This is a genomic window from Aquiluna sp. Uisw_065 (assembly GCF_047731275.1).
In the GTDB taxonomy this organism is placed as follows: Bacteria; Actinomycetota; Actinomycetes; order Actinomycetales; family Microbacteriaceae; genus Aquiluna.
In genome coordinates this window covers 517,992-541,371 of record NZ_CP159836.1, presented here as the reverse complement: position 1 = coordinate 541,371, position 23,380 = coordinate 517,992, and the positions used below count along the sequence as shown (strand labels likewise).

Below are 23,380 nucleotides of genomic sequence, written 5' to 3'. Positions count from 1 at the left end.
TGTTAGAGGCGAAAGTCGACATCACGAAGGCGATTGAGGGCGATTTCTAAATCAATTGGATATTCACTTTCGAATTCCACAAATTCGCCGGTCGCCGGGTGATCAAAGCCGAGCCTCTTTGCGTGCAACCACTGTCGATTTAGATCAAGAGATGCGGCCAGCTTCGGATCAGAGCCGTAGAGAGGGTCTCCGACCAAAGGGTGGCGAAAATGAGAGAAATGAACTCTAATTTGGTGAGTTCGTCCTGTTTCGAGACCGACCTTCATCAACGCGGCGGCAGGAAGAACCTCAATGGTCTCGTAATGAGTCACTGCAGGCTTGCCAGCAGCCGAAATAGTGAACTTGTAGTCATGTTTAGTGCTACGACCAATTGGCGTATCAATAGTCCCACGGGACGGCTCAGGGTGCCCTTGCACTAACGCGTGATAGGTCTTTTTTACGATTCGGTCACGAAACGCCTGCTTTAGAACCGAATATGACATTTCGGATTTCGCCAGCACCATAAGGCCACTGGTGCCAACATCAAGCCGCTGAACAATACCTTGACGCTCTTGAGCACCCGAGGTGCTCAACTGGATACCTCTGGCCATCAGAACACCTGGCACCGACGGCCCGATAAACCCCTGAGAAGGGTGCGAAACGACGCCAGATGGCTTGTCAATGACAACTATGTGTTCGTCTTGAAAAATAATCTTTAGCTCTTTTACGTCTTCTGGCTGCACCGAGATCTCCCTGGAGACTTCCTCAAGGAAAACCTCCAGAACGGCATCCGCCACTAACCGATCGGACTTTGCAACCGGACTTCCATTTTGACTCACTGCGCCAGCCGCGATGAGTTCGGCGACGTGACTGCGGGAAATACCCAACATTTTAGCTATCCCGGAATCGGCCCTAGAGCCCGCCATATCCGGCGGGACAGGAAGCAATTTAGACTGCACGTCCGCCACCTATTTCGTCTCCGCGAACTGTTTGTATTACTGCCAAGATCACACCGACAACTAAAAAAGTGTCTGCCAAATTGAAAATCGCGAAATTAAAGGGAACCTGTATGAAATCAACCACGTGGCCGTTGAAAAACTCTGGAGCCTTGAATGCCCGATCGATCCAATTACCCGCTGCTCCCCCGAGAATGAAGCCGCCTATTAGTGCCCAATAACTTGTCTTTATGCGCGGACCATAAATAAGCATGGCTGTTACAGCCACTGTAGAGATGAGAGTTAGCACCCAAGTTGCCCCGACTCCCAGTGAAAACGCGGCCGCATCATTGTAGGCAAGCCGGAACCTCAGAAGATCTCCGATTACTTGAACCGATTGGTTCGTTAGGTTTGCTTCGGCCCAAAATTTCGTGGCTTGGTCGATTGCAACAATGCTAAAAGCGGTCCCAAGGAATATGAATAATTTCCTGGCTCCGCCCTTAGATCTTGTCACCCTCGGAATCGTCAACTTCCTTTTGATTCAAATTTTCCGACTCAACCGGAGAGTCTGGGTAGCTCACTTCTTCGACGGAGGTAACCATCGCGGATCCCTCTTCGCGAGTTAGTTGTTCTAATTGGTCTTCGATGTAGCGACGGAGCTGCTCTCGGTAATCTGCCTCAAAGAGTTTCAGTTCCTCAATTGCCTCGAGAACCTGCTTTCGCTCGATCTCAAGCTTTCCGAGTACCTCTCGAGATTCAGCATCAGCGTCTCTAATAAGCCTGGCAGCTTGCTCTTGACCGTCTCGAACCAGCTGATCGCGCTTTACCTGACCGTCTCGAACGTGGTCCTCGTGCAGCTTCTGAGCCAATTCAATAATGCTTTTGGAGGAATCCGTGCCTTCTAGTGAGCCGTCCGAGACAGGATTGGTCGCTTCAGGAAAAGGCACCGCCTTAGCGGGTGCGGAAAGGGAAGGACCCGACTCGCTACCGCCTGCCTTTAGGTCCTGGTTTTCTGTGACGACACGACGAAACTCAAGAACTACTTCGTCTAGGAAGTCATCGACCTCGTCCTGGTCATAGCCCTCGCGGAACTTAGTAGTTAGAAATCTCTTGCTGAGAATGTCCTCGGGCAACAGCGCCATGTTTAAACCTCTTCTAAATTTTTAGACTCGATGAACTGCCCCTATGTTATTGGCAGTTAGAGCCCTCTTGCAAAGCTCTGAAGAATTAGTACCGCAATCAACAGCACGGTCCAAGCCAAATCAAGAGATATTGGGCCGAGCCTCAGAGGAGGAATGAAGCGTCTGGCAAACTTTAGAGGTGGATCGGTAACGGAGTAACAAAGGTCGAATACTGGCAACAAAAGACCCTTGGGCCTCCAGCTTCGATTAACGCTCATCACAAGCTCAGCTATGAAGCGGATGATCATCGCGTAGAAAAACAGCTGTAGCACCCAGTAAAGAGTGAGTCCAATTATTGACATGCCTTTAGGAAATGTCCATATTGACCGAATCCGAAGAACTGGATTCGGCGTCAGACACGATCACGTGAGATGGGCTCAGCAGAAAAACCTTCGGGGTGACTCGTCGAAGGTGGCCTTCTAGACCCTCTTTTAGTCCCAACATGAAGTCACGCATTTGTTTTGCGTCGGCTTCGCTCATGGCCCCAATGTTCACAATTACTGGCACTCCGGTGCGGAAGTGCGACGCAACCTCTTTGGCGTCCGCGTATGTTTGAGGCTCAAGCGTAATGATTTCAGACATGTCTGAGGTGCGACGTGGCCGAGGAGCGCTTGCCCGTGGCTTCGCCGACTCCGGCTTAGCGCTCTCTGCGCTTCCGAAGCCAAAGTAATTCATCGTCGAACTGAGAATGCCCATTTGCTACTCCTAAAGTTATCTAAAGACTATTAGTTGTTTCCGCGCGGACCGGTAATTGCGCTGCCAATCCGAACGTGTGTCGCGCCAAGTTCAATCGCAACTTCGTAATCAGCGCTCATTCCAATCGATAAGGCTTTGGCGTCCGGTGCAATTTCCCTAAGTTCACGGCTTACCCGAATGACTTTTTCAAAATCGACCCTCGGGTCGACATCTAAACCGGCAACCGCCATTACCCCGAGTAAATTCAGCCCGGGAACCGCTAGAGCCGACTCCGCAAACTGCTTGATCATCGAAGGGTCTAGACCACCGCGGTTTAGATCCTCGGTCAAATTCAGCTCGATATAGCAATCAATTTGAGCGTCGCCTGCTGCAAGTTGCTTTGCTATTTCCTTGAGCAAGCTTGACCTATCTAGCGAATGGATTGTTTTGGCATAACTCATTGCGCTTTTTACTTTATTCGACTGTAATTGTCCCACAAAATGCCAATCGAAACTGGAATCTGGCCGCAAGCTATCAAGTTCAAGTGCCTTGGGCTTTGCCTCTTGGTCTCTATTTTCACCAAAACTGCGGTGACCCAGATCTGCAAGTTCAGCAACGACAAGGGTCGGATGAGTCTTTGTAATAACTATTAACTCTACTTCTGAAGCCTGACGTCCAGACGACAAAGCTGCCGCCGAAATCCGGTCCTGAACGTCTCTATAACGTGTCGCTAGTTGGCTCAACGGAAGAATTCAGGCAGGTCCAGGTCGTCTCCAAAGTATCCAGGGGTAGAGACTTTCTGCTTGACCTCTGCAGCCTCTTCTGAGTCGTCACTAAACTCAAAGCTCGGTACAGCCACCTCTTCGATTTCCAATCCTTGGTCCGCCTGCACCCCAGAAGATGCAGTTGCGGCCTCGGAGGCCGCGGCTAAGGCTGCAACACCCAAGGCGCTCGCCTCAAACTTGCGGTACGTAGGCTCGCCACCATCAAAGCCGGCCGCGATGACAGTAACTCTGACCTCGTCGCCCAGTGTGTCCTCGATAGTTGCGCCGAAGATGATATTGGCTTCTGGGTGAACTGCTTCTTGAACCAGTCTGGCCGCATCGTCAATTTCGTGAAGACCCAAGTCCGAAGCTCCCTGAATTAGAAGCAAGACTCCGTGAGCACCTTCGATGGTCGCCTCCAAAAGCGGCGAAGAAACTGCGATCTCAGCGGCTCTAACGGCGCGATCTTCGCCCTTAGCCGTTCCAATTCCCATAAGAGCACTTCCGGCGCCCTGCATGACGGACTTCACGTCGTTGAAGTCAAGGTTTATTAGGCCTGGCACCACGATTAGATCGCTAATGCCCTGTACGCCGGCTCGCAAGACATCGTCCGCGGTCATAAAAGCCTCAAGGGCAGAAATTTTCTTGTTGGTCATTTCCAGTAGGCGTTGGTTTGGAACCACAATCAGAGTGTCGACTTCTTCGCGAAGGGCGCTGATACCTTCATCCGCCTGAACAGCTCTTCTTTTACCCTCGAAATTAAACGGACGGGTTACTACTCCAACTGTCAATGCACCGAGTCGCTTGGCTATTCTTGCCACGACCGGCGCTCCACCGGTTCCGGTTCCTCCGCCTTCTCCAGCGGTGACAAACACCATGTCAGCACCCTTGAGAGCTGCCTCGATCTCGCTCTCGTGCTCTTCGGCTGCTCGGCGGCCAACTTCTGGGTCCGCTCCTGCACCGAGTCCACGAGTTATGTCGCGGCCAATGTCTAGCTTTACGTCTGCATCGCTCATAAGAAGTGCCTGAGCATCGGTGTTGATTGCAACAAACTCGACGCCTCGCAAACCAGACTGGACCATCCGGTTCAGAGCATTAACGCCGCCGCCGCCAACGCCAACAACTTTGATAACGGCCTGGTAGTTAGGGATCTCTGACAATTCTGCCTCCTTGTGAAAACCCTCAAGCTAAGGCTGAGGCTTAGCTTTTGGCAGGGTATTCATTTTGCCCGTAAAAATTAGGCTGTTACCCCCCGATTCGGCGCGAAGCGCTCTGGCGTGTCGGAAACGAAGATTACGCCTACGAATTCGGGTATTGGACCACTGGGGAATTGGGTGAACTCACGTCAATTGTGAGCGCGTCCTTTACTCCGGTTGCCAAAAGCGACTCCAGCACTTCCGACTTCAAAAGGCCCTCTTCTGCGGAGCCCCAAAAAACAGTGAGGTTACCCTCCCGAAGCACGAGCTTAGTGGTCAGGGATTCGGAAACTTCGATTGAAAATACGTGGCTGTAGGTCTCTAAAGGCAGTGAAAACAGCACCTTCACCGCGGTCGAGAATCGTGGGCTTTCTATTGGGTTGCCATCAAACACTAGAAATGGATACTTCGAGGTTTCTTCGGAGGCCGCTATCTGCACGCCTGCTGCGTCATAAAGGTAGTTCTGTCCCGATCGGACAAGTATCAAAATTGGCTGGCGTTCTCTTATGTTGACGCGAAGAGTGTGGGGAGGTTGAGCCTGCGAAGTAAAAGTTTCGATTAGCGAAAACCCACTCAAGAGTTTCGCAATTTCATCGTCGCTAATGGTTGTCATTGGCCTGTCGTAGAGAGCCGATAGCGCTGACTCCAGATCTGCGGCTGCTATTCGTTCGTTTCCAACGAATTCGATTTTCTCAACCGCGAGCATGGGAGTGAAGAAACTAGCCAAGACAACTGCAGTCAAGGAAACTGGGCCCACTACTGTCAGGATTCTCCCCCATATCCCAAACGCTCCTAGCCTGCTGCGTTTGCCAGGGGTCTTTACGCCCCGGATTCGCCTACGCTCTTGGCCTAGTAGCTCGCGCTCAGGACGCCTCAATTAGGTCTCCAGTGCATCAAGTAGCGCAGGCACCATTTTGTAGATGTCACCGCAACCCATGGTGATTATGAAGTCGCCGGGCATTGCTATCGCGGCGGCTGCCGCGGGAACATCGTCCCAATTACTAACCAGCCTGATTCCTGGCGTGGCGCTAGCCGCATTCGTTATTAGCTCGGCAGTCACACCCGGCTCCGGATCTTCCCTGGCGGCATAAATAGAAGTGACCAATGAAAAATCGCTGATTTTAAGTGCCTCGGCAAACTCCTTATAAAAAATGCGAGTTCGACTGTAAAGGTGCGGCTGGAAAACAGTAATCAATCGACCCTCGCCAACGCTGGCCTTAGCCGCTCGAAGGGCGGCTGCAACCTCGGTCGGGTGATGAGCGAAGTCATCATAAACGCTAACCCCGCGCCGATCTCCATGCAGTTGGAACCGGCGATCCGTGCCCCCAAAAGTGGCTATTGCAGCAAGCGACTCATCCAGCGGAAATCCAAGTCCTAGAAGAACAGCAACGGCACCGGCAGCATTTTGCGCGTTGTGCTCCCCTGGAATCTTTAGCACGGCTTCGGCACTCTGATCTCGGTAACTAAGGCTAAAGCTAACCTTCGCGCCGGAAGCGTCTAGGGAGCTAATTTTGAGATCAGCGCGATCAGAGACCCCGAAACTTATTATTTTTTTGTCCTGAATCATTTTTGTAACTTCTACCGCACCGATATCGTCGGCGGAAATAACGACAAATTCACTAGCAGCTTCGGCGAAACGAACAAACTCTTTTTGAAAAGCCTCTAACGAGCCGAAGTGGTCTAGGTGGTCGGGATCCACATTTGTTATTAGGGCAATTGCCGTTTTGTAGTGCAAAAAACTGCTGTCAGACTCATCTGCCTCAATCACAAACTGCTGCCCGCCGCCAAAGCCGCTGGATACGCCAATATCTTTATTACCCCGCCGTTTACGAAGCTAGGGTCAGCGCCGAGTCTTGATAGGGCGGTGACAACCATTCCCGTAGAAGTCGTCTTTCCGTGGGCGCCGGCGACCGCGATCAATGAAGACTTAGACGCCAGATGGGCAAGCAGCGCCGATCTATGAAGCACCGGCAAGCCCTTCTCTATCGCCGCTAACAGTTCCGGATTTGTTTCCCACAGCGCGGAGGTGACCACTACGGTGTCAGCTGCGCCCAAATTTGAAGCATCATGCCCAATCGTGATTGGCACACCGAGATTCTCAAGGGAGTCGATATTTGGGCTGGTTCTAACATCTGAACCAGTGACCCGCGAGCCCATCTGAACAAGCAACCTGGCGATGCCAGACATGCCGGAACCACCTATTCCTATGAAGTGAACGGTTCCCAAGTCATCAGGGATGGACTGGCTGAAGTCTGGCTTAATCACGAGTATTAGTATCCATGGCTTCTAGAACAAATTCTGCAAGCCGCTCTGTCGCATCAATAATGGCCTGGGATTTTGCAGCCTTAGACATTTGAATAAGCCCCTTCTTATGAGAAATAAGTGGGATTAAGGTGCTGGACACGTAATCGGAATTAAATTCTGAATCGTCGATTAACAGACCCCCGCCTGCCTCAACAATGGAGGCCGCATTTAGGCGCTGTTCGCCGTTACCCACCGGATACGGGATGTATAGAGCCGGTAACCCGGTCGCCGCAAACTCCGAAACCGTTGAAGCCCCGGCCCTAGAGACAGCAAAGTCACTCGCCGAAATAGCAACATCCATCGCCTTGCAATAGGCCATGCGGCTATAACCAGCCTTAGAATATCCTCGAGATTTGCCCTGTCTCCAACTATGTGCAGGACTTGGATGCCTGCCGCATTTAGTTTGTCCAGGCTGGCAGCGATTGAGTCATTAATGCTCTTTGCCCCCAACGAGCCCCCCGTGACCAGGAGGGTCGGCAACATCGGATCTAAACCGAGCTCAATTCTTGCTTGCTGCTGATTGTAAGACGAAACAGAAGCCACTATCTCCTCACGAATCGGCATTCCAGTAACCCGCGCGCCCTGCAGATTACTGTTTGGAAAGGTTACGGCCACCCACTTAGTGAGCCTCGCCCCTAATTTATTAGCAAAACCCGCCAGAGCGTTCGCCTCGTGAACTACCAGCGTTGTTCTAGTAAACCAAGCCGCCAAGTAAGCGGGTGCCGAGGCGTACCCACCAAAACCAACAACGCAGTCAATCTCGCGCACTCTAATTACTCGGGCGACTTGCAAGCTTGCAAGTAATAGCCGAAACGGATAACTAAAACTACCGAAGGACAGCCTTCTGGGCAGCGGAAGCCTGGGGATGGTAATCAGCTCAAATCCGCGGTTAGGAACCAACCTAGATTCGAGACCCTCTTTAGTGCCGAGCGCAATTACCTCGTGTTTCTGCTTCCGAAGATGCTCACCCAGAGCAAGTAAGGGATTCACGTGCCCTCCGGTGCCGCCACCGGCCAATAAAAACTTGCTCATATGTTTCTCCGGCCAAGTTTGAGTGTTCGATCGCGCTCCACAGCCAGCACTACTCCAATGCCAGCCAAAGTGGCAATCAAGGAGGAGCCACCAGCCGAAATAAGGGGCAGCGGAACCCCCAAGACTGGCAATAATCCAAGAACAACAGAAATGTTAATAAAAGCCTGAAAAACCACCCAAAGCATCACTCCAACAACTAAGTTTCGGCTAAAGGCATTGTTCTGGTGCTTCGCAATCGAGAACATGGTGAGCCCCAGAGCGAAGAATAGAAGCACGACAAATAAAGCGCCGATGAGCCCAAGTTCTTCGCCGATTACCGCAAAGATAAAGTCATTCTCAACTTCCGGAATCCAGCTCCACTTGAGCTTAGAGCGACCCAGTCCCGTCCCCCAGATACCCCCCGATGCCAGAGCCCAGGTGCCTTTTTCGTACTGCCACATAACGCCCATTGGGTCGGCAGCCCCGGGATTGAGCCAAGCGGTGAAGCGTATAAGTCGTGAGGGAGTTGCCATTACCAGTGCGAAAGCAGCTATCACTCCGGCAAGCGCTATTCCGAGGAAATATGCCCAGGGCATACCTGCTATTAGAAAAAGCCCGATAAGGGTTACGGCCATGACAACACCCGTGCCCAAGTCCTTACCCAGCACTGCCACTAGCATTAAAGCCACAGCTGAGAACATGAAGACGCGAGCCCAGATTTGACGATTTCTAAGGGGATCATCTGTCAACTGCGCCAGCTGATTAGCGAATGCCAGAATCAACCCAAGCTTCAAAAACTCAGAGGGCTGAATGTTAGTGAAACCGATATCTAGCCAGTTTCGGTTGCCGTTTATCTCAACTCCAAACAAAACAGTCACCAACTGCAAAGACAAGGTTATGTAAAGAGCCACCAAGCTCGTTCGGCGAAGTAGCCCAACTGGGAGGTTCGCAACTATAAACATGAGGACCATGCCGATGATTGCGAACATGCCCTGTCTTAGAAAAGTACTCCCGGCATTGGCGGTTTCCTTAAAGCTATCCACCGCCGAGGCACTTGCAACCATTGCTAAACCGAATAGCACGGTCAAGATAGTCAGGCCAAGCAGTAGATAAAACTGTCTGGACTGTGCGCGAAAAGACTGAGTGGTCATCTGTTTCAAATCGGTCATTTCGCGCCCAGCTTTCTGACCGCATCGACGAATTTCTCGCCGCGCTCGGCGTAGTCGAGAAATTGGTCCATGGACGCGGCCATAGGGGCTAGCAGAACAGTATCCCCAGGCTTAGAAATTTCAACCGCTAACCGAACAGCAGAGCCCATTGGGTCATCCTTTGCTGCCAAGAAAACCGGTACAGCCGGCAAATGCGATCTGAAGAGTCCTTCGAGTAATTCGGTTTCGGCACCGAGCAGCACAACTCCGCGAAGCTTAGCTCCATGTCGCATGATCAACGGCTCTGGATCTACCCCTTTTAGCAAACCGCCGAGGATCCAGATAATTGATTCAGAAGCCCCCAACGAAGCTTCAGCGGCATGTGCGTTTGTAGCCTTGGAGTCGTTGACGAAGCGCACTTGATCTAGCTGTCCTAAAAATTGCGCACGATGGGGTGCCAGCTTGAAAGACCCAATAGCCTCTTTGATGAAGCTCGGCTCAACCCCACAGGCCCTGGCAATCGTCGCTGCCGCTGCCGCATTCGCCAGCAGGTGACTTGAGGCAGGTGAAATCTGCTCGATGTCAGCAATTTCAGAAAGTTCAAGAGCCGTATTGGCTCGATCACTTAAGAATGCCCTGTCAACAAGAAATTCCTCAACGTAACCAACCGAAGACATAGCGGGCGCCCCGAGACTAAAACTAACCGCCCTGCAGCCGTCAGTAACCTCTGCCTGCTGAGCAGCCTGAAGCGTCCTGGGGTCCTGCTCGTTGAAAACGATAAATTCCACGGCGTTCTGATAAATCTTGGCCTTTGCCGCCAAGTAGCTGTCAAAGTCACCGTGCCAGTCGAGGTGATCCTCGGCGATGTTCAAAAAAGCGGCGATATGAAGAGAAATCTGCCCCAAGTAATGAAGCTGGAAGCTGGAAAGCTCCACGACAAGGTAGTCAAAGCCAACCGGGTCTCTTATGGCATCGAGGATTGGAACTCCAATATTTCCGCAGGCAAGTACTCTTTTGCCAGACGCCAGCAACATCGCCGTGGTCATTTCACTAGTGGTTGTTTTTCCATTGGTCCCCGTCACACCGATCCACTTGGCAACCACGTCGTGCTTATCGCGAAGCCGCCACGCTAGCTCGATGTCGCCAATAACAAGAATTCCCTTTTTTTCGAGCTCGACTACTAGCGGATGGCGGGGGCTGAAACCGGGCGAAACAACTGCAAAATCCGGCCGAAATCCGAGTTCGGATAGAACTTCTGGAGACTCGGACGCGTAAAATTTGGACCCAATGACCTCCACCAAGTCCGCAAGCTCCGGTTTCGCTGCCTTTCCAGCAACGGCAGTCTGCACTCCCAGCTCAACCAGAGTGTCTGCAACCGAAAACCCCGACTTACCTAGACCGATGACTACTGCCTTAAGGCCAGACCACGAACCGTGCCAGGAATCAGGCAGCATCATATTCCGTAGATCCATTCAAAGTAAAACAGGCCCACTCCGGAGACCACGCACAGTGCCCCGATTATCCAAAACCTAACCACCACAGTGATTTCCGCCCAACCCTTGAGCTCAAAATGATGATGCAAAGGGGACATTAGAAAGACCCTCTTGCCCACGCCGGTTCGCCTCTTGGTTATTTTGAAAAACACTCTCTGAATAACTACTGAACCGGTGACTATTACGAAGATTCCACCGATTAGAACCAACAGCAGCTCGGTTCTAGAAACAATGGCGAGTGCCGCCAATCCGCCTCCGAGGCCTAACGAACCGGTATCCCCCATGAAAATCTGCGCTGGCGAGGTGTTCCACCAGAGAAAACCGATGCAGGCGCCCACTATGGCAGTGGCTACCACTGCGAGATCCAGTGGGTCACGAACTTGATAGCATGAGGCGAGGTTCTGAGTCACGGTTGCGCAGCTTTGGTTGAATTGCCAAAAGCCGATCACAACATAGGCGCCCATCGAAATAACTAGGGATCCCGAAGCAAGTCCATCGAGGCCATCGGCAATGTTCACTCCGTTCGATGCCGAGGCGACAAGCAAATAAACCCACCCGATGAAAAGAGCCATCCCTATGAAGCTGCCCCAAAAAAACAAGTCCAGCGGCAGGTCACGGAATAGTGAAATTGATGTTGACGCGGGAGTCAAACCCTTTTCATCTGGAAACTGGAGGGCCAGTATTGCAAATGCGACTGCAACAATCCCCTGTCCACCAATCTTCGCCCAGCCGCCAAGCCCTAGGCTGCGCTGATTCTTTACCTTTAGGTAATCGTCAATGAAACCGATGAGACCCAAACCCACCATCATGAAAAGAACCAATAGAGCCGAAGCAGAAGGTGTCTCACCGTTTATTAGCTTTGCAGTGAAGTACCCGGCAACTGCCGCGAACAAAATAACTATGCCGCCCATTGTTGGGGTGCCGCGTTTAGTGTGATGAGCTTCAGGACCATCGTCACGAATGAATTGACCCCAATTAAGTGACCTAAATAACGCGATAAAAGCTGGGGTTGCAAAGAGTGAGATAAATAGCGAGATACCCCCGGCGGCTAGCAATGCTCTCATGTGACACCCGCCAAATCATCGCCCAGAAATCTAAGTCCAGAAACGTTGCTAGATTTCACCAAGACCACGTCGCCTGACAATAGCATTCCACGAATCGCCGGCAAAGCAGCATCGACGGAGCCAAAGAACTCAGATTCGCCATCCCAGCTTCCCTCGGCAGTTGCCGATAGATGCAGAATTTTGGCATCGTGGCCAACAACAATTAGTTTGTCAATGTTGTATCGAACCAGCAACAATCCAAGACTGCGGTGCTCCTGGTCAGAAATTTCACCAAGCTCTGCCATCGAACCCAAGACCGCTATGGTTCGATGCCCACTGCGACCGATGGTCGCAAGGGTCTGGAGAGCGGCCCTCATGGAATCCGGCGAGGCGTTGTAGGCATCGTTTATAACGTAAATGCCCTCGGTTGTCTTCGTGAGCTGCATTCGCCAGCGCTCAGCAAGTTCCATTTTCTCGAGGGCCTCAAAGCTTTGCACTCGGTCTAACCCGAGAAATTCCGAAACCTCTAGGGCAGCCGCGGCATTCATGGCCTGGTGCTCGCCCAGATATTGAGTCGAAGCACTTCCGAATCGGACTTGCCAATTTGAAGATTCACGACGGTGCCCTCGAGTGAAATATCGGTATCAGTGATTCGAGTGTTGGCCGAAGAATCAAAGCCGAAACCGGAAAAACTTACCCCAGCTGCGGGCCGATAATCCCTGACAATAGGGTCGTCGAAATTCAGGACCACATGTTTCGAAGTGTGTTGGACCAACTCTGCCTTGATTTTGGCGGTCTCCTCTATTCCGCCAAACACACCCGCATGAGCCAAGCCCACTTTCAGTATTACCGAGAGATCCGGTTTAGACCATTCTGCAAGCTTAGAAATAGATCCGGGTCCGGCAGCCCCGTACTCAAGTACTAAGTAACGAGTGTCAAAATCAATTCTCAAGACCGTGGTTGGAAGGCCAACTTTGTTGTTATACGAACCCTTTGGGGCAACAGTTGGCGCGACCGGCTTCAAGATCTCGGCAAGCATGTTTTTAGTGGAAGTCTTTCCATTTGACCCAGTGATACCTATGACAGTCAAAGACACACGGGATCGAACCCTAGCAAGCACATCCGCCGCCAATGCACTCAGAGCCTCAACGGTGTCCTCAACAACTATTTGATTAATCTTTACTGAATCAGAAGGCTCAGAAACAACCGCAAGTGCGGCACCCTTTGAAGAAACCTCGGCTAAAAAGCGATGACCGTTGTCGTTCGCTCCAAGCTTGGCAAAGAAAATATCCCCGATAAAATTTCCCTGGAATCCGTACTTGAGAGCCCGGAAACAATTGCCGATGGCTCCCCGCGATAAATTTGGCCATTCACCGCCAACGCCACTTCGGCAAGGGTCAGTTCAATCAAGGTTCAGTGCCTTTCTTGCTTCAAGGTGGGCGTCAAAGGGAAGCTTCTTCCCCATTACCTCGCGATACTTTAAGTGACCCGGACCGCACCAAAGTATTGCCCCGCCGACACCGACAAGATCAACGGCCGTTGAGACTGCCAGAGCTGGGTCGTCGATCTCGGAAATGAAGCTCTCGGGACGCGTTTCCAAAATGCCGTTCATGAGCGCCGCTCTGATTGACGCCGGATCTTCGCCTCTTGGGTGCTGGTCAGTTACGACGATGTGGCTTGCAAATTTGGCGGCAGCTCTGCCCATTTCGATTCGCTTTCCAGCGTCTCTGTCACCAGATGCTCCAAGCACAACTAACAGTTGGGGATATTTGTCGCCTAATTCCTTTGCGGCCAATTCGACCGCCTGAGGTGTGTGAGCGTAGTCGATGTAGATGTGAGGTTCAGAGTCACTCACCAAGTCGAGACGACCCGGCACGACAGTTTCCATCGCAAGTGCCGCCGCAGCAATTGCTTTAGGTCCGTATCCTCCCTCTAGGAGCATTATTGCTGCGAGCGCAAGGTTCTTGGACATAAGCGGACCAGGGTTCCGAGCCAAGAACAGCTCTTGTTTGCCCGTTATTTTGATACCGGTGGGGGTTTGCTCAAAGCTGTAATCCTTATCGTGGCCGATGCTAACCGATTGTTCCGGTGATTGAGCGCGAGCAAGCTCGAGCATTTGCTCACCGAAGCGGTCCTCTACGTTTATCACCGAGCGTCTTGAGAACTTTTGCGTGAATAGCGCGGCTTTGGCGGATAAATAATTCTCCATTGAGCCAAACTCATCGAGGTGGTCCCTGGTGAGGTTAGTAAAGCCCGTCACGTCAAAAACTAAGCCGTCAACCCTATGTCTAACCAAAGCCTGAGCCGAGACCTCCACAACCGCAGCCTGCGCCCCCGAATCAGCCATCTCCGAAAGTAAACGGTGAAGGCGAGGTGCCTCCGGCGTGGTCAAGGCACTGTCGGCTCTGCGATTGTCAATTTGGGTAAACGCAGAAGACGAGAGCCCTGCTTTCACCCCCATTTGAAGAAGCAGCTGGTGAAGATAAAAAACCGTTGAGGTTTTACCATTTGTGCCAGTCACTCCGAAGATCTGAAGGCCCAGATTCATCGTGCCCATAACGAAGGCCGATATGGCACCCGCAATCGACCTCGGATCCGGATGAAGTAGAACTGGAACATCCGCTCGAACCTCTCGGTCACTCAGGACCGCCGAGGCACCCGCGGCTATCGCTGCGGATAGAAAATCGATGCCGTGCGACTTTTCTCCCTGCACCGCTATGAACAGCGACCCTGGCACAACATCAAGAGAGCTGATAGCAACCGAAGTGACGTCGGCTTGATCGGAGACGAGCATCCCTAAGCTAAACGCCTCCGCTATTTCACTAGTCGTTCTCATCTACTTCACCGTATTTATTAGATGGGACACTTCTGGATTCAGTAGTCGAAGGAGGTATGCGGTAGTGCTTTAGAGCCTGCTGCATTATCGCCTTAAAGGGCGGGGTTGCCTGAGCGGAGTTTGAAACGCCTTCTGGTTTATAGATGGTAATACCGACTACAAATTTGGGGTCCTCCGCGGGCGCAATCCCGTAGAAGGAGATTGCGTACTCTTCGCCGTAGCCGGAGCCATCTTTCAGCTGTGCCGTGCCAGTCTTGCCCGCAACTCGATAGCCCGGTATCGCTGCCGTCTTACCAACTCCACCAAACTCGACTACCTTTTCCATTAGCTCAAGATCTAGGTTCGCACTTGCAGTAGAAACAACCCTGGTGGCTTGTTGAGTGGGTTTGTAGGCGACAGTTCCGTCTTCGTTTAGGCAGCTTTCAACCAAGAGTGGGTCAAGCCTCAGTCCTCCGTTTGCAATTGCTTGATAGGCATATGCCATCTGCAAGCTGGTGACCGAAATCCCCTGGCCGAATGTGGTCACTAAGTTAGTCATTTCGTCCCACTCGGATGCAGGATGCAGGATCCCGGAACTCTCGCCCTCAAACATGAGAGGACTAACAGTTCCGAAGCCAAATTTTTGCAGGTAGTCATGTCTAACTTCTCTGTCTATCTGACTTGCAAAATTGGTCATTCCGGTATTCGAGGAGTAGCGAAGCACGCCCGCGAGGCTTAGTGTGAAGTCCTCGTGGGAGAAGCTGTCCTTGATGTACTCATTATCGAAATCCAACTGCATCCGGTCTGGCGCATTCACAGTGTCGTATTCATCTGCAGTTCCGGAATCCAAAACCATCGCGGCGCTGAGTGCCTTCATTATGCTTCCAGGCTCAAAAGCCGCCTGAAAGATTCTTGATCCACGGTCGGAACTCTTTACAGCAGCAGGATCATTGGGGTCGACAGTTGGTGCTTCCGCTGCTGCAAGTATTTTTCCTGACTCAACATCCAGCACGATGGCAGACGCCCACTCTGCCGATAGTTTATTAACCGTGTCGGCCAAAACCTGCTGAGCGAAGAATTGAAGATTCGCATCAATTGTTAAATTAAGGGCTCCGCCGTTTTCGGTCGGCTGAGCAGTCCGGTTTGAAGAAGGAATGGGAACCCCTTCGGCGCTCCGCTCGAAGGTTTCCTGGCCGTCGATACCAGCAAGGCAGGTGTTGTATTGGCGCTCTAGACCCGCCAACGGCGTACCATCACTACCGACAAACCCAAGAATATTCCCCGCTACCGCACCCATTGGGTAAAGGCGATCTTCGAATTGGTCAAAAAAGACCCATGGGACTCTCATATCCCGAATGGCGTTGTAAATTTCAGCATTCACAGTCTTGGCAAGATTTGCATATTCAGAATCGCCGTCTAGCTTCAGGACAAGCTCCCCATAGTCGACACCGAGCAGTTGAGACAGGTCCATTGCGATTTCATCGACCGAACGCTCGGTTCTGACTCCATCTATGGTCTGAAATACCGGACCAACACGTTTCGGGGCAACATTCACGTCGTATCGAAACACAGTTTTAGCCAGCACCTGACCAGAAGAATCAAGGATGTCGCCACGTAGTGAAGAGATGGTTTGGGTAATTTTTCTGGTCTCGAGAGATTGTTCTTGAATCTCAGCCGCCCTTACCACTTGAAAATCGACTAGGCGAAACCCAAGTACCGCAACCATCAAGAACAGAAGCACTGCAAAGGCGCCTAGGCGGCGGCTCAACGAAGCGTGAGTTCCCATGTTGGCCCTATCTGGTTGGTGACGCCGGTATTAACCCAGATTTCCAAACTAGGCCAGAACTGGCCAAATTCGCGGTTTCAACACTCACCTCAACCTCTCCGTCTGCGACGGTAGCCATAGAAAACTCGGAAACTGTTCCTAATGCCGAATTAGCAACGAGATTTGCACTTGCAACAGCCGAGCCTTCGGCGCGAGCCGGTGCCGGCTCGCCGAATATTTTGTCGTTGTAAATATCGATCATCACCGATGCCGGGTTGGCAACCATGCCCAGCATATTGGCGGCGTCAGCCAGGTTCTGCGGCGAAGACAGCGATGAGACTTCCTCCTGAATAATCTGTACATCAGTAGCTAAGTTTCGTTTTTCAAGCGTGAGAGACCGAAGTTGGTAAGCGTCTTGAGTAAGCACCATATTGAGAGAAATTTGACCGATGAGAACCGCGACAATTCCAAGTACAAAAATAAGCCCGGCCGTCAAACTCGGCTTTAGCTTTTTGGCATCGCTTTCTGAAACCATATAAACGCTCACTAAAAGACCTCCAGTTTTTGGGCGGCCCGCAGTCTCGCGGAAGCAGCCCTTGGGTTTTGCGACAGTTCTAGTTCTGTTGCTCGTTCTACACCGCGAGTGATGACCTTGAGGGCTGGAGAGGTCCCGGGGAGCTGCATCGGCATTCCGATTGGCGTCGAAGAGACCGCCGCTTGCTGCATGGCGCGCTTTGTAATGCCGTCTTCAAGCGAGTGGTAGGACATGACGACCAGCCTTGCCCCAACTGCGAGGGCATCAATGGCCTGCGGCAATGCCGACTCGAGACCAGAAAGCTCGCTATTTACAGCGATTCGAAGTGCTTGATAAATCCGCTTCGCTGGATGACCAGTTGCCCGACCTGGCGCCATTGGAACTACTGCGGCGACGATTTTGTTTAGGTCAGCGCTTGTAAGAATGTCTGAGACTTCTCGTTCGGTAACGACCCGCTTGGCAATCAGTGGAGCAAATCGCTCCTCGCCGTAGTCTCGGAAAATTTTAGTGAGTTCCTTTTCGCCGAGCCCCGCAAGCAGATCCGCGGCCGTTTTACCCAGGTTTTGGTTCATTCTCATGTCCAAGGGCGCATCCTGCGCATACGAAAAGCCGCGGTCAGCTTCGTCGAGCTGCATTGAACTAACTCCCAAGTCCATCAAAATACCCTGGACTGTGGTCAGTTCAAGCTCAGCTAGCACCTCGCCGATCTCGTCGTAGGTAGCGGCAGCGGAGATAAACCGAGTACCAAAGGGCTCCAAACGCGCAGTCGCCAGCTTCAGTGCTGCTGGATCCCTGTCAATACCGATCACGGTCAGGTTGTCGTGCTCTTTCAGAAGCGCTTCGGTGTGACCACCAAGACCGAGAGTGCAGTCAATTACAACGGCTGAGTTTCCGGTGATTCCTGGTCTTAGAAGCTCCATGCAACGTTGGAGCATTACTGGGCGGTGAAGATCTGAGGTTGAATGATTCATCTTTTATGGGGAATCATTTCCTACACCTTGATCCTTGTCCGTCTACGAGCTTGGTTTTCGTAGGCCCGACTTAGGGGAAGTAAGCCGGTACGGCCAAGGAACAAAGTGCAGGAAATTAGAACAGTCCCGGAATCACCTCCTTCGCCTGCTGAGCAAAAGACTCCTCATTGTTCTCGAGGTAGGAATGCCACGCCTGCGAGTCCCAGATTTCAGCTCTGGACCCAACGCCGATGATTACAAGTTCCTTGGTGAGTGACGCATAGTCTCTAAGTAGTTGTGGAAGAAGTACTCTGCCCTGCTTGTCAGGCGACTCGTCGGTGGCTCCCGACAGAAAAACACGCAGGTAACGGCGGGCTTCTTCGGATGTGACTGGGGCTTGACGAATCTTTTCGTGGACTTCCTGAAATTCTTTCGCCGAAAAAATATAGAGGCAGTGTTCTTGGCCTTTTGTTATTACTACGCCTTCGTCCAATTCACTTCGGAATTTGGCAGGAAGGATTAGCCGGCCCTTTTCGTCCAGCTTTGGAGTGTGCGTCCCTAACAGCATGAACACTCCCTCCGCATCGTGTTATGCCCCACTTTACTCCACTTTGCTCCACTAGCTGCATTTTGGCAAGCCCTTTTTGATTTTTTTACAAAATAATTTAAATAAAAAAAACCCCGCCTTAGCGGGGTTTTAGAAAAGAACGATTAATCGTTGTTGAATCTCTGGTTCCAGCGATCCTCAAAGAATGAAGAGCCCCCTGGAGATTTTGCGGACTTGCCCAATCCAGGTATGCGGAAATTGCTGGTTGCAACCACGAGTCCAATGACCATGACCATGAATGCGACCACCCCGAAAAATGCCACCTGAAGCGAAACGGCCAAAATAAGCAGAACCACTCCCAGAAGCATCGTGATTACTCCGACAACAAGCTTCTTACCGTCCTTGTTCGACGAACCTACGTCGCGAACTCGGTTGGCAAAGCCAGCGTCTTCCTCTATGAGATTACGTTCCATCTCTTCGAGGAGCTTTTGCTCTCGCTCTGATAAGGCCATTAGTTGACTCCGTTCCTTACTAATTGTAAACAACTTTCAGACGCTAAGCTATTCCGCGTGGCTCAAGATTTCCTGTTAGAACTCGTTCAGAACAAACTCGACCTGTTTTGCGATCAAAAACGCGACGAGTTTTCTGGCATCTCCGAGGACTTGATACCCCTTATCGATTTTACTCAGTCTCTACTTTCCGGGGGCAAAAGATTCAGAGCCCTTTTCTGCTACTGGTCATTCGCCTCAACCTTGGGCTCTGAAACAAATGGAGCTGAGTTGGGCCCCGAGTCCCCAATTGTCGGAGTGGCAGCAGCCCTAGAAATGTTCCACGCCGCTGCTCTTGTTCACGATGACTTGCTTGATCAATCTGACACTCGTCGAGGTGCGCCGTCGATCCATAAGCGTTTTGAGAGCCTCCACAAGCAGCACAACTACGTTGGGTCCCCAGAGCGCTTTGGTTTGGCCGGTTCAGTTCTGGTGGGCGATCTGATGCTGGCATGGAGTTCAGAGATTTTTGGCGAAGCACTACTTCATGCTCCGAACGAAAAATCCGAAGCAAACTGCAGACACGAATTCGGCAAAATGCGCTTTGAGGTGATGGCCGGTCAGTATCTAGACGTGTTGGAGGAAAATGCCGCACCGACGAGGACCGATGGTGCGGCGGTTGCCCGAGCCAACAGGATAATGCTCTACAAAACTGCGAAATATAGCCTAGAGGCACCCCTGCTCATTGGTGCAGCCCTTGCCGGTGCGGAAGATGGGTCACTCAACGCACTCAGCGAGTTCGGCATTCCGCTCGGGCTAGCTTTTCAGCTAAGAGACGACGTCCTCGGAGTGTTTGGTGACCCTCAAGTAACGGGAAAGCCCGCGGGAGACGACCTTAGAGAGGGCAAGCGCACCGTTCTGATTGCGCTCACACTAGAGACTCTTCCTAAATCTGTTGCCCGAATATTCGAGGAGTTGCTTATTTCGGGAGAGATTAATGATGAGCAGCTCGAATTTATGAGAAATACGATCGCAGACTCTAAGGCTTTAGAGAAGACCGAACGACTAATTGCCGAACACTCCACCAGATCGATTGAGTCTTTGGCTGCCCTAGAAATTAGTGACAGGGGCAGAAATGCACTCGCGAAATTGGCAGATCAGGTAATAAATCGAGCTAAGTAGTTGTCTAGCCGAGCCCTTGGGCAGCTCTACGCACGGGGGCTTTGTGCCCCGCAAGCAATGCGGTTATCGGCTCTGTACCCAGCTCAGAGTTCAACTCATAAAGCCAAACGATTGACTCGTCTCGAGACAGACCCAAATCGTTCAGTAAAATTAGAGTCCCGTGAATGCTACTCAACGGCTCGCGGTCTATAATTAGATCGGCCGGAATCATAGGTACTTTGTCAATTCGATAGGTGAACAAGAAATGTTCGTCTATCAGCCTGCGAACTCTTCCAGGCGAGGTCTCAAGAAGATCAGCAGCCTGATCAATGGTTAGCCAGCTCGACACTTTATCGGTTATCAATTTACGCCCTTGCCGTTTCTACCAGCTGCTCCGCCACCAAAAAGGCAAGCTCAAGAGACTGCATGTGGTTTAGCCGCGGGTCGCACACTGACTCGTAGCGTTCCGCCAGGGTGCTTTCGTCGATCAAATCTGACCCGCCAAGACATTCTGCAACATCGTCGCCGGTTAGTTCAACATGAAGCCCGCCCGGGTGAGTTCCTAGACCTCGGTGAACCTCGAAGAAGCCTGCAACCTCGTCCATGATGTCATCAAACCTTCGGGACTTGTAACCATTTGCAGTTGTCATGCCGTTACCATGCATCGGGTCAGTGATCCAAAGCGGTGTCGATTCGGACTCTTGTGCAGCTTCAATAAGCTTCGGAAGCTCATCGCGAATTTTTCCAGCTCCCATTCTGCTAATAAAAGTCAACCGGCCTGGCTCGCGCTCGGGATCCAACTTGTCGATCAAATCAAGAACATCTTGCTTGCTAGTCGAGGGTCCAAGCTTTACACCCAGTGGGTTCCTAACCTTCGACAGGTAGTCAATGTGGGCGCCATCAAGTTGCCTTGTTCGCTCCCCCACCCAAATAAAGTGACCGCTTGTGACGTATGGCGTTCCAGTTCTGGAATCTAGTCTGGTCAGTGGGCGCTCGTAGTCGAATAACAAGCCCTCGTGGGACACGAAAAACTCGGTCGACTTAAGCTCATTTGCGTCGATGCCGCAGGCGTCCATGAACCTCATCGCTCGGTCGATGTCCTGAGCGATGCTTTCGTAGCGCTTATTCGCCGGGTTGTCCGTGAAGCCCTTATTCCATGAGTGAACTTCGCGAAGGTCGGCGAAGCCGCCGGTGGTGAACGCTCTGATCAAATTGAGAGTGCTTGCAGACGTGTTGTAAGCCTGCATTAATCTATTGGGGTCATTTTTTCTTGACTCAGGAGTGAATTCGTATCCGTTTACCGCATCGCCGCGGTAGGCGGGCAAAGTTACGTCTCCACGAGTTTCGTTATCGGCGGACCTCGGCTTGGCAAACTGACCGGCCATACGACCCATTTTTACCACCGGTAGCGATGAGCCATACATTAGGACGACTGCCATCTGCAGGACTGTTTTTATACGACTTCGAATTCGATCTGCGGTTGCATCCGCGAAGGTCTCGGCACAATCGCCACCCTGTAGAACAAAGGCCTCGCCTCGGCTAGCAGCAGCAATTCGATCGCGTAACGAGTCAACTTCGCCGGCAAACACCAACGGTGGCTTCACAGAAAGCTCTTCTTTCACCTTTTCAAGAGTCTCTTGGCTGTCCCAGGTTGGTTGTTGCTTCGCCTCAAGATTGAGGTAGTTGTCTAATCCGAACTCGTTCACGATTTCCTATTCTGCTCTTGCAAGTCTGCTTTTGACCGTCGAGGCGTACACGTCTTCATACTTTTGATTCGAAAGTCGGTGGATGTTGTAAACGATTTGGTCTGTCACTGATCTCAAGACCGCTCGCTCACCCTCCATACCGGCAAACCTAGAGAAGTCTAACGGCTCCCCAATCACCACTCCCACTCGATGTATTTTTGGATACTTAGCCCCCAGCGGCTGAACCTTGTCGGTGTCAATCATGGCAACCGGTATCACTGGAACCCCAGCCTCTAAGGCCATCCTGGCTATGCCAGTTCTACCTCGATGCATGTCCGAGTTGGGGGACCTTGTTCCTTCTGGATAAATACCCAGTAGCAAACCCCGTTCTAAAACTCCGAGACCGGTATTCAATGAATCCTCCGAAGCCTTGCCCCCAGACCTATCTATAGGGATCTGACCCGTGGAAATGAAAAACCACTTTATGAGAGCCCCTCTGAGGCCCTTACCGTTGAAGTACTCGCTCTTAGCCAGAAAGGTAACCGGGCGCCTTAGCTTAAGCGGCAGAAAAATGGAGTCGACAAAAGATAAATGGTTGGATGCCAAAATTGCACCGCCGTTCTTTGGAATGTGCTCGGTCCCTCTAGACCACGGTCGGAACAGCAGCCTAAGAACCGGACCCAAAACAAAATTCTTTAGAAAAAAATAGGTCATGAATTCTCCAGTCGTTGCCTGACAGCTTACTGAAGTGAGTCGCGCGCTAAATCAGCGGCACCAATTACTCCAGCCTGATTTGAGAAGGATGCCGCCAGAATTTTTGCCACCGGTCGAAAGCCCTCTGCCGGTAATTCTCGAAGGAAGCTTTCTCTGATCGGCTCGAGTAGTAATTCTCCAGCCTCGGAAAGGCCGCCACCTATTACATAAACCTGAGGGTCAAGAGCGGCAGTAATGCTTCCCATTGCTTCACCGAGGAAGGTTCCGACATCACGGAGGAGTGACAGTGTCCCTGGGTCCTTGGCAACAAGCGCCTGTCGAACATGCTCCCCCGTTAGTTCCTTGTGGTCTGCCTGCAACGATGCAAGCATTTTCCCAGCTGGATCGCCGCTAGAGCTCAAAATTCGAGCAGTCTCTAGCAGCGCGGTTCCCGAGGCATACTGCTCAACACAGCCGGTTCTCCCGCAGCCGCATTGCTTGCCGTTCCTGACAACCCTGATGTGTCCGAGCTCTCCGGCAATGCCGAAGCCCCCTCTTCGAAGGGCACCATCAGAGATAACCGCACCACCGACCCCCGTGCCCAGCGTGAGCATGACCATGTCCTTTGAGCCCATACCCGCTCCGAAACGATACTCTGCCCAACCGGCGGCGTTTGCGTCATTCTCGATAACAAGGCTCCGCTGAATCTTTTCCTCTAAACGCTCTCGAAGCGGCTCATCTCTCCAGCTCAAGTTTGGCGCGTATAGGACATTAGATTGGTCGGCATCAATGAACCCTGCAGCTGCGACACCAACGGGCACTTGCTCTGAGCCAACCTGCACAAAAAGCTCCTGGATCAGACTTGCCACCTCATCCACCATTAGATCTGGATCCTTGGCCGGCGATAGGACTCTTTTTTCGGTTATAACCTTGCCGTTGTCATCGACAATTGCTCCCAAAATCTTGGTGCCGCCGATGTCTATGCCGATGCTGAGCAAGCTGTTAACTCCTT

At 51.8% G+C, this 23,380-nt stretch carries 25 protein-coding genes and 2 pseudogenes; 1 reads left to right on the top strand and 26 read right to left on the bottom strand.

The annotated features are described in order from the left end of the window. Positions 1 to 2: 2 nt before the first annotated feature. From ABXT50_RS02715 to ABXT50_RS02610, 22 genes and pseudogenes are all read right to left on the bottom strand, one after another. Positions 3 to 938 (bottom strand): RluA family pseudouridine synthase, encoded by a 936-nt coding sequence (locus tag ABXT50_RS02715; RefSeq protein WP_415274637.1) that lies wholly within the window; start codon positions 936 to 938, stop codon positions 3 to 5. Further along, positions 928 to 1,428, bottom strand: a complete 501-nt coding sequence (lspA, locus tag ABXT50_RS02710; RefSeq protein WP_415274636.1) for a signal peptidase II — start codon at positions 1,426 to 1,428, stop codon at positions 928 to 930. The genes ABXT50_RS02715 and lspA overlap by 11 nt, the downstream gene beginning before the upstream one ends. Continuing rightward, complete coding sequence (locus ABXT50_RS02705) at positions 1,415 to 2,056, bottom strand: DivIVA domain-containing protein (RefSeq protein ID WP_415274635.1); 642 nt, start codon at positions 2,054 to 2,056, stop codon at positions 1,415 to 1,417. The genes lspA and ABXT50_RS02705 overlap by 14 nt, the downstream gene beginning before the upstream one ends. A gap of 56 nt (positions 2,057 to 2,112) precedes the next feature. After that, positions 2,113 to 2,397 (bottom strand): YggT family protein, encoded by a 285-nt coding sequence (locus ABXT50_RS02700; protein WP_415274634.1) that lies wholly within the window; start codon positions 2,395 to 2,397, stop codon positions 2,113 to 2,115. 4 nt (positions 2,398 to 2,401) lie between these two features. Next, positions 2,402 to 2,791: a cell division protein SepF gene (locus ABXT50_RS02695; RefSeq protein ID WP_415274633.1), complete on the bottom strand. Its 390-nt coding sequence runs from the start codon at positions 2,789 to 2,791 to the stop codon at positions 2,402 to 2,404. A gap of 29 nt (positions 2,792 to 2,820) precedes the next feature. Beyond that, the gene (locus ABXT50_RS02690; protein WP_415274632.1) at positions 2,821 to 3,513 is read right to left on the bottom strand and encodes a YggS family pyridoxal phosphate-dependent enzyme; all 693 of its coding nucleotides are present in this window, start codon (positions 3,511 to 3,513) and stop codon (positions 2,821 to 2,823) included. Continuing rightward, entirely contained in the window at positions 3,510 to 4,694 is a 1,185-nt protein-coding gene (gene ftsZ / locus ABXT50_RS02685; protein WP_415274631.1) for a cell division protein FtsZ, read from the bottom strand. The genes ABXT50_RS02690 and ftsZ overlap by 4 nt, the downstream gene beginning before the upstream one ends. A 139-nt stretch (positions 4,695 to 4,833) precedes the next feature. Further along, positions 4,834 to 5,607, bottom strand: a complete 774-nt coding sequence (locus ABXT50_RS02680; protein ID WP_415274630.1) for an FtsQ-type POTRA domain-containing protein — start codon at positions 5,605 to 5,607, stop codon at positions 4,834 to 4,836. Then, a pseudogene (murC, locus tag ABXT50_RS02675) lies at positions 5,608 to 6,995 on the bottom strand (UDP-N-acetylmuramate--L-alanine ligase). Then, positions 6,988 to 8,066: pseudogene (gene murG, locus ABXT50_RS02670) on the bottom strand (undecaprenyldiphospho-muramoylpentapeptide beta-N-acetylglucosaminyltransferase). The pseudogenes murC and murG overlap by 8 nt, the downstream one beginning before the upstream one ends. Continuing rightward, positions 8,063 to 9,214 (bottom strand): FtsW/RodA/SpoVE family cell cycle protein, encoded by a 1,152-nt coding sequence (locus tag ABXT50_RS02665; protein ID WP_415274629.1) that lies wholly within the window; start codon positions 9,212 to 9,214, stop codon positions 8,063 to 8,065. The pseudogene murG and the gene ABXT50_RS02665 overlap by 4 nt, the downstream one beginning before the upstream one ends. Continuing rightward, positions 9,211 to 10,665, bottom strand: a complete 1,455-nt coding sequence (gene murD / locus ABXT50_RS02660; protein WP_415274628.1) for a UDP-N-acetylmuramoyl-L-alanine--D-glutamate ligase — start codon at positions 10,663 to 10,665, stop codon at positions 9,211 to 9,213. The genes ABXT50_RS02665 and murD overlap by 4 nt, the downstream gene beginning before the upstream one ends. Next, entirely contained in the window at positions 10,647 to 11,750 is a 1,104-nt protein-coding gene (gene mraY / locus ABXT50_RS02655) for a phospho-N-acetylmuramoyl-pentapeptide-transferase (protein WP_415274627.1), read from the bottom strand. The genes murD and mraY overlap by 19 nt, the downstream gene beginning before the upstream one ends. Continuing rightward, positions 11,747 to 12,277, bottom strand: coding sequence for a glutamate ligase domain-containing protein (locus ABXT50_RS02650; protein ID WP_415274626.1), 531 nt, complete (start codon positions 12,275 to 12,277; stop codon positions 11,747 to 11,749). The genes mraY and ABXT50_RS02650 overlap by 4 nt, the downstream gene beginning before the upstream one ends. Continuing rightward, a complete protein-coding gene (locus tag ABXT50_RS02645; protein WP_415274625.1) occupies positions 12,274 to 12,825 on the bottom strand; it encodes a Mur ligase family protein in 552 nt (183 codons plus the stop codon). Before ABXT50_RS02645 ends, ABXT50_RS02650 begins: the two co-directional genes overlap by 4 nt. 143 nt (positions 12,826 to 12,968) lie before the next feature. Further along, the gene (locus tag ABXT50_RS02640; RefSeq protein WP_415274624.1) at positions 12,969 to 13,139 is read right to left on the bottom strand and encodes a hypothetical protein; all 171 of its coding nucleotides are present in this window, start codon (positions 13,137 to 13,139) and stop codon (positions 12,969 to 12,971) included. Further along, positions 13,132 to 14,565: a Mur ligase family protein gene (locus ABXT50_RS02635; RefSeq protein WP_415274623.1), complete on the bottom strand. Its 1,434-nt coding sequence runs from the start codon at positions 14,563 to 14,565 to the stop codon at positions 13,132 to 13,134. The genes ABXT50_RS02640 and ABXT50_RS02635 overlap by 8 nt, the downstream gene beginning before the upstream one ends. After that, on the bottom strand, positions 14,552 to 16,330 hold the full coding sequence (locus tag ABXT50_RS02630) for a peptidoglycan D,D-transpeptidase FtsI family protein (protein ID WP_415274622.1): 1,779 nt from the start codon (positions 16,328 to 16,330) through the stop codon (positions 14,552 to 14,554). The genes ABXT50_RS02635 and ABXT50_RS02630 overlap by 14 nt, the downstream gene beginning before the upstream one ends. A 7-nt stretch (positions 16,331 to 16,337) precedes the next feature. Next, positions 16,338 to 16,856 carry a hypothetical protein gene (locus ABXT50_RS02625; protein ID WP_415274621.1) on the bottom strand — a complete coding sequence of 173 codons (519 nt, stop codon included), beginning with the start codon at positions 16,854 to 16,856 and terminating at the stop codon, positions 16,338 to 16,340. Beyond that, positions 16,856 to 17,764, bottom strand: a complete 909-nt coding sequence (gene rsmH, locus ABXT50_RS02620) for a 16S rRNA (cytosine(1402)-N(4))-methyltransferase RsmH (RefSeq protein WP_415274620.1) — start codon at positions 17,762 to 17,764, stop codon at positions 16,856 to 16,858. Before rsmH ends, ABXT50_RS02625 begins: the two co-directional genes overlap by 1 nt. A 166-nt stretch (positions 17,765 to 17,930) precedes the next feature. Continuing rightward, on the bottom strand, positions 17,931 to 18,362 hold the full coding sequence (gene mraZ / locus ABXT50_RS02615) for a division/cell wall cluster transcriptional repressor MraZ (protein WP_415274619.1): 432 nt from the start codon (positions 18,360 to 18,362) through the stop codon (positions 17,931 to 17,933). A gap of 143 nt (positions 18,363 to 18,505) precedes the next feature. After that, positions 18,506 to 18,853 (bottom strand): DUF3040 domain-containing protein, encoded by a 348-nt coding sequence (locus ABXT50_RS02610; protein ID WP_415274618.1) that lies wholly within the window; start codon positions 18,851 to 18,853, stop codon positions 18,506 to 18,508. A gap of 57 nt (positions 18,854 to 18,910) precedes the next feature. Here ABXT50_RS02610 and ABXT50_RS02605 point away from each other — a divergent pair, with 57 nt between their 5' ends. Beyond that, positions 18,911 to 20,011 (top strand): polyprenyl synthetase family protein, encoded by a 1,101-nt coding sequence (locus ABXT50_RS02605; RefSeq protein WP_415274617.1) that lies wholly within the window; start codon positions 18,911 to 18,913, stop codon positions 20,009 to 20,011. A gap of 4 nt (positions 20,012 to 20,015) precedes the next feature. On the opposite strand, the gene ABXT50_RS02600 is transcribed toward ABXT50_RS02605, so the two are convergent. Genes ABXT50_RS02600 through ABXT50_RS02585 form a run of 4 tightly spaced genes read right to left on the bottom strand, consistent with a single transcriptional unit; the run spans position 20,016 to position 23,366 of the window. Next, positions 20,016 to 20,354: an Rv2175c family DNA-binding protein gene (locus ABXT50_RS02600; protein ID WP_415274616.1), complete on the bottom strand. Its 339-nt coding sequence runs from the start codon at positions 20,352 to 20,354 to the stop codon at positions 20,016 to 20,018. 1 nt (position 20,355) lies between these two features. Next, the gene (locus ABXT50_RS02595; protein ID WP_415274615.1) at positions 20,356 to 21,696 is read right to left on the bottom strand and encodes a class II 3-deoxy-7-phosphoheptulonate synthase; all 1,341 of its coding nucleotides are present in this window, start codon (positions 21,694 to 21,696) and stop codon (positions 20,356 to 20,358) included. 6 nt (positions 21,697 to 21,702) lie between these two features. Continuing rightward, the gene (locus ABXT50_RS02590; protein WP_415274614.1) at positions 21,703 to 22,389 is read right to left on the bottom strand and encodes a lysophospholipid acyltransferase family protein; all 687 of its coding nucleotides are present in this window, start codon (positions 22,387 to 22,389) and stop codon (positions 21,703 to 21,705) included. 26 nt (positions 22,390 to 22,415) lie between these two features. Next, positions 22,416 to 23,366, bottom strand: a complete 951-nt coding sequence (locus ABXT50_RS02585; RefSeq protein WP_415274613.1) for an ROK family glucokinase — start codon at positions 23,364 to 23,366, stop codon at positions 22,416 to 22,418. Positions 23,367 to 23,380 lie beyond the last annotated feature (14 nt).

What these genes read in the sequence shown, in the direction of transcription:
- ABXT50_RS02705 (WP_415274635.1), bottom strand. Translation starts at nt 2,056, where the DNA reads ATGGCGCTGTTGCCCGAGGACATTCTCAGCAAGAGATTTCTAACTACT.
- mraY (WP_415274627.1), bottom strand. Translation starts at nt 11,750, where the DNA reads ATGAGAGCATTGCTAGCCGCCGGGGGTATCTCGCTATTTATCTCACTC.
- ABXT50_RS02695 (WP_415274633.1), bottom strand. Translation starts at nt 2,791, where the DNA reads ATGGGCATTCTCAGTTCGACGATGAATTACTTTGGCTTCGGAAGCGCA.
- ABXT50_RS02635 (WP_415274623.1), bottom strand. Translation starts at nt 14,565, where the DNA reads ATGAGAACGACTAGTGAAATAGCGGAGGCGTTTAGCTTAGGGATGCTC.
- mraZ (WP_415274619.1), bottom strand. Translation starts at nt 18,362, where the DNA reads ATGCTGTTAGGGACGCACACTCCAAAGCTGGACGAAAAGGGCCGGCTA.
- ABXT50_RS02665 (WP_415274629.1), bottom strand. Translation starts at nt 9,214, where the DNA reads ATGACCGATTTGAAACAGATGACCACTCAGTCTTTTCGCGCACAGTCC.
- murD (WP_415274628.1), bottom strand. Translation starts at nt 10,665, where the DNA reads ATGGATCTACGGAATATGATGCTGCCTGATTCCTGGCACGGTTCGTGG.
- ABXT50_RS02650 (WP_415274626.1), bottom strand. Translation starts at nt 12,277, where the DNA reads ATGAATGCCGCGGCTGCCCTAGAGGTTTCGGAATTTCTCGGGTTAGAC.
- rsmH (WP_415274620.1), bottom strand. Translation starts at nt 17,764, where the DNA reads ATGGAGCTTCTAAGACCAGGAATCACCGGAAACTCAGCCGTTGTAATT.
- ABXT50_RS02630 (WP_415274622.1), bottom strand. Translation starts at nt 16,330, where the DNA reads ATGGGAACTCACGCTTCGTTGAGCCGCCGCCTAGGCGCCTTTGCAGTG.
- ABXT50_RS02700 (WP_415274634.1), bottom strand. Translation starts at nt 2,397, where the DNA reads ATGTCAATAATTGGACTCACTCTTTACTGGGTGCTACAGCTGTTTTTC.
- ABXT50_RS02590 (WP_415274614.1), bottom strand. Translation starts at nt 22,389, where the DNA reads ATGACCTATTTTTTTCTAAAGAATTTTGTTTTGGGTCCGGTTCTTAGG.
- ABXT50_RS02610 (WP_415274618.1), bottom strand. Translation starts at nt 18,853, where the DNA reads ATGGCCTTATCAGAGCGAGAGCAAAAGCTCCTCGAAGAGATGGAACGT.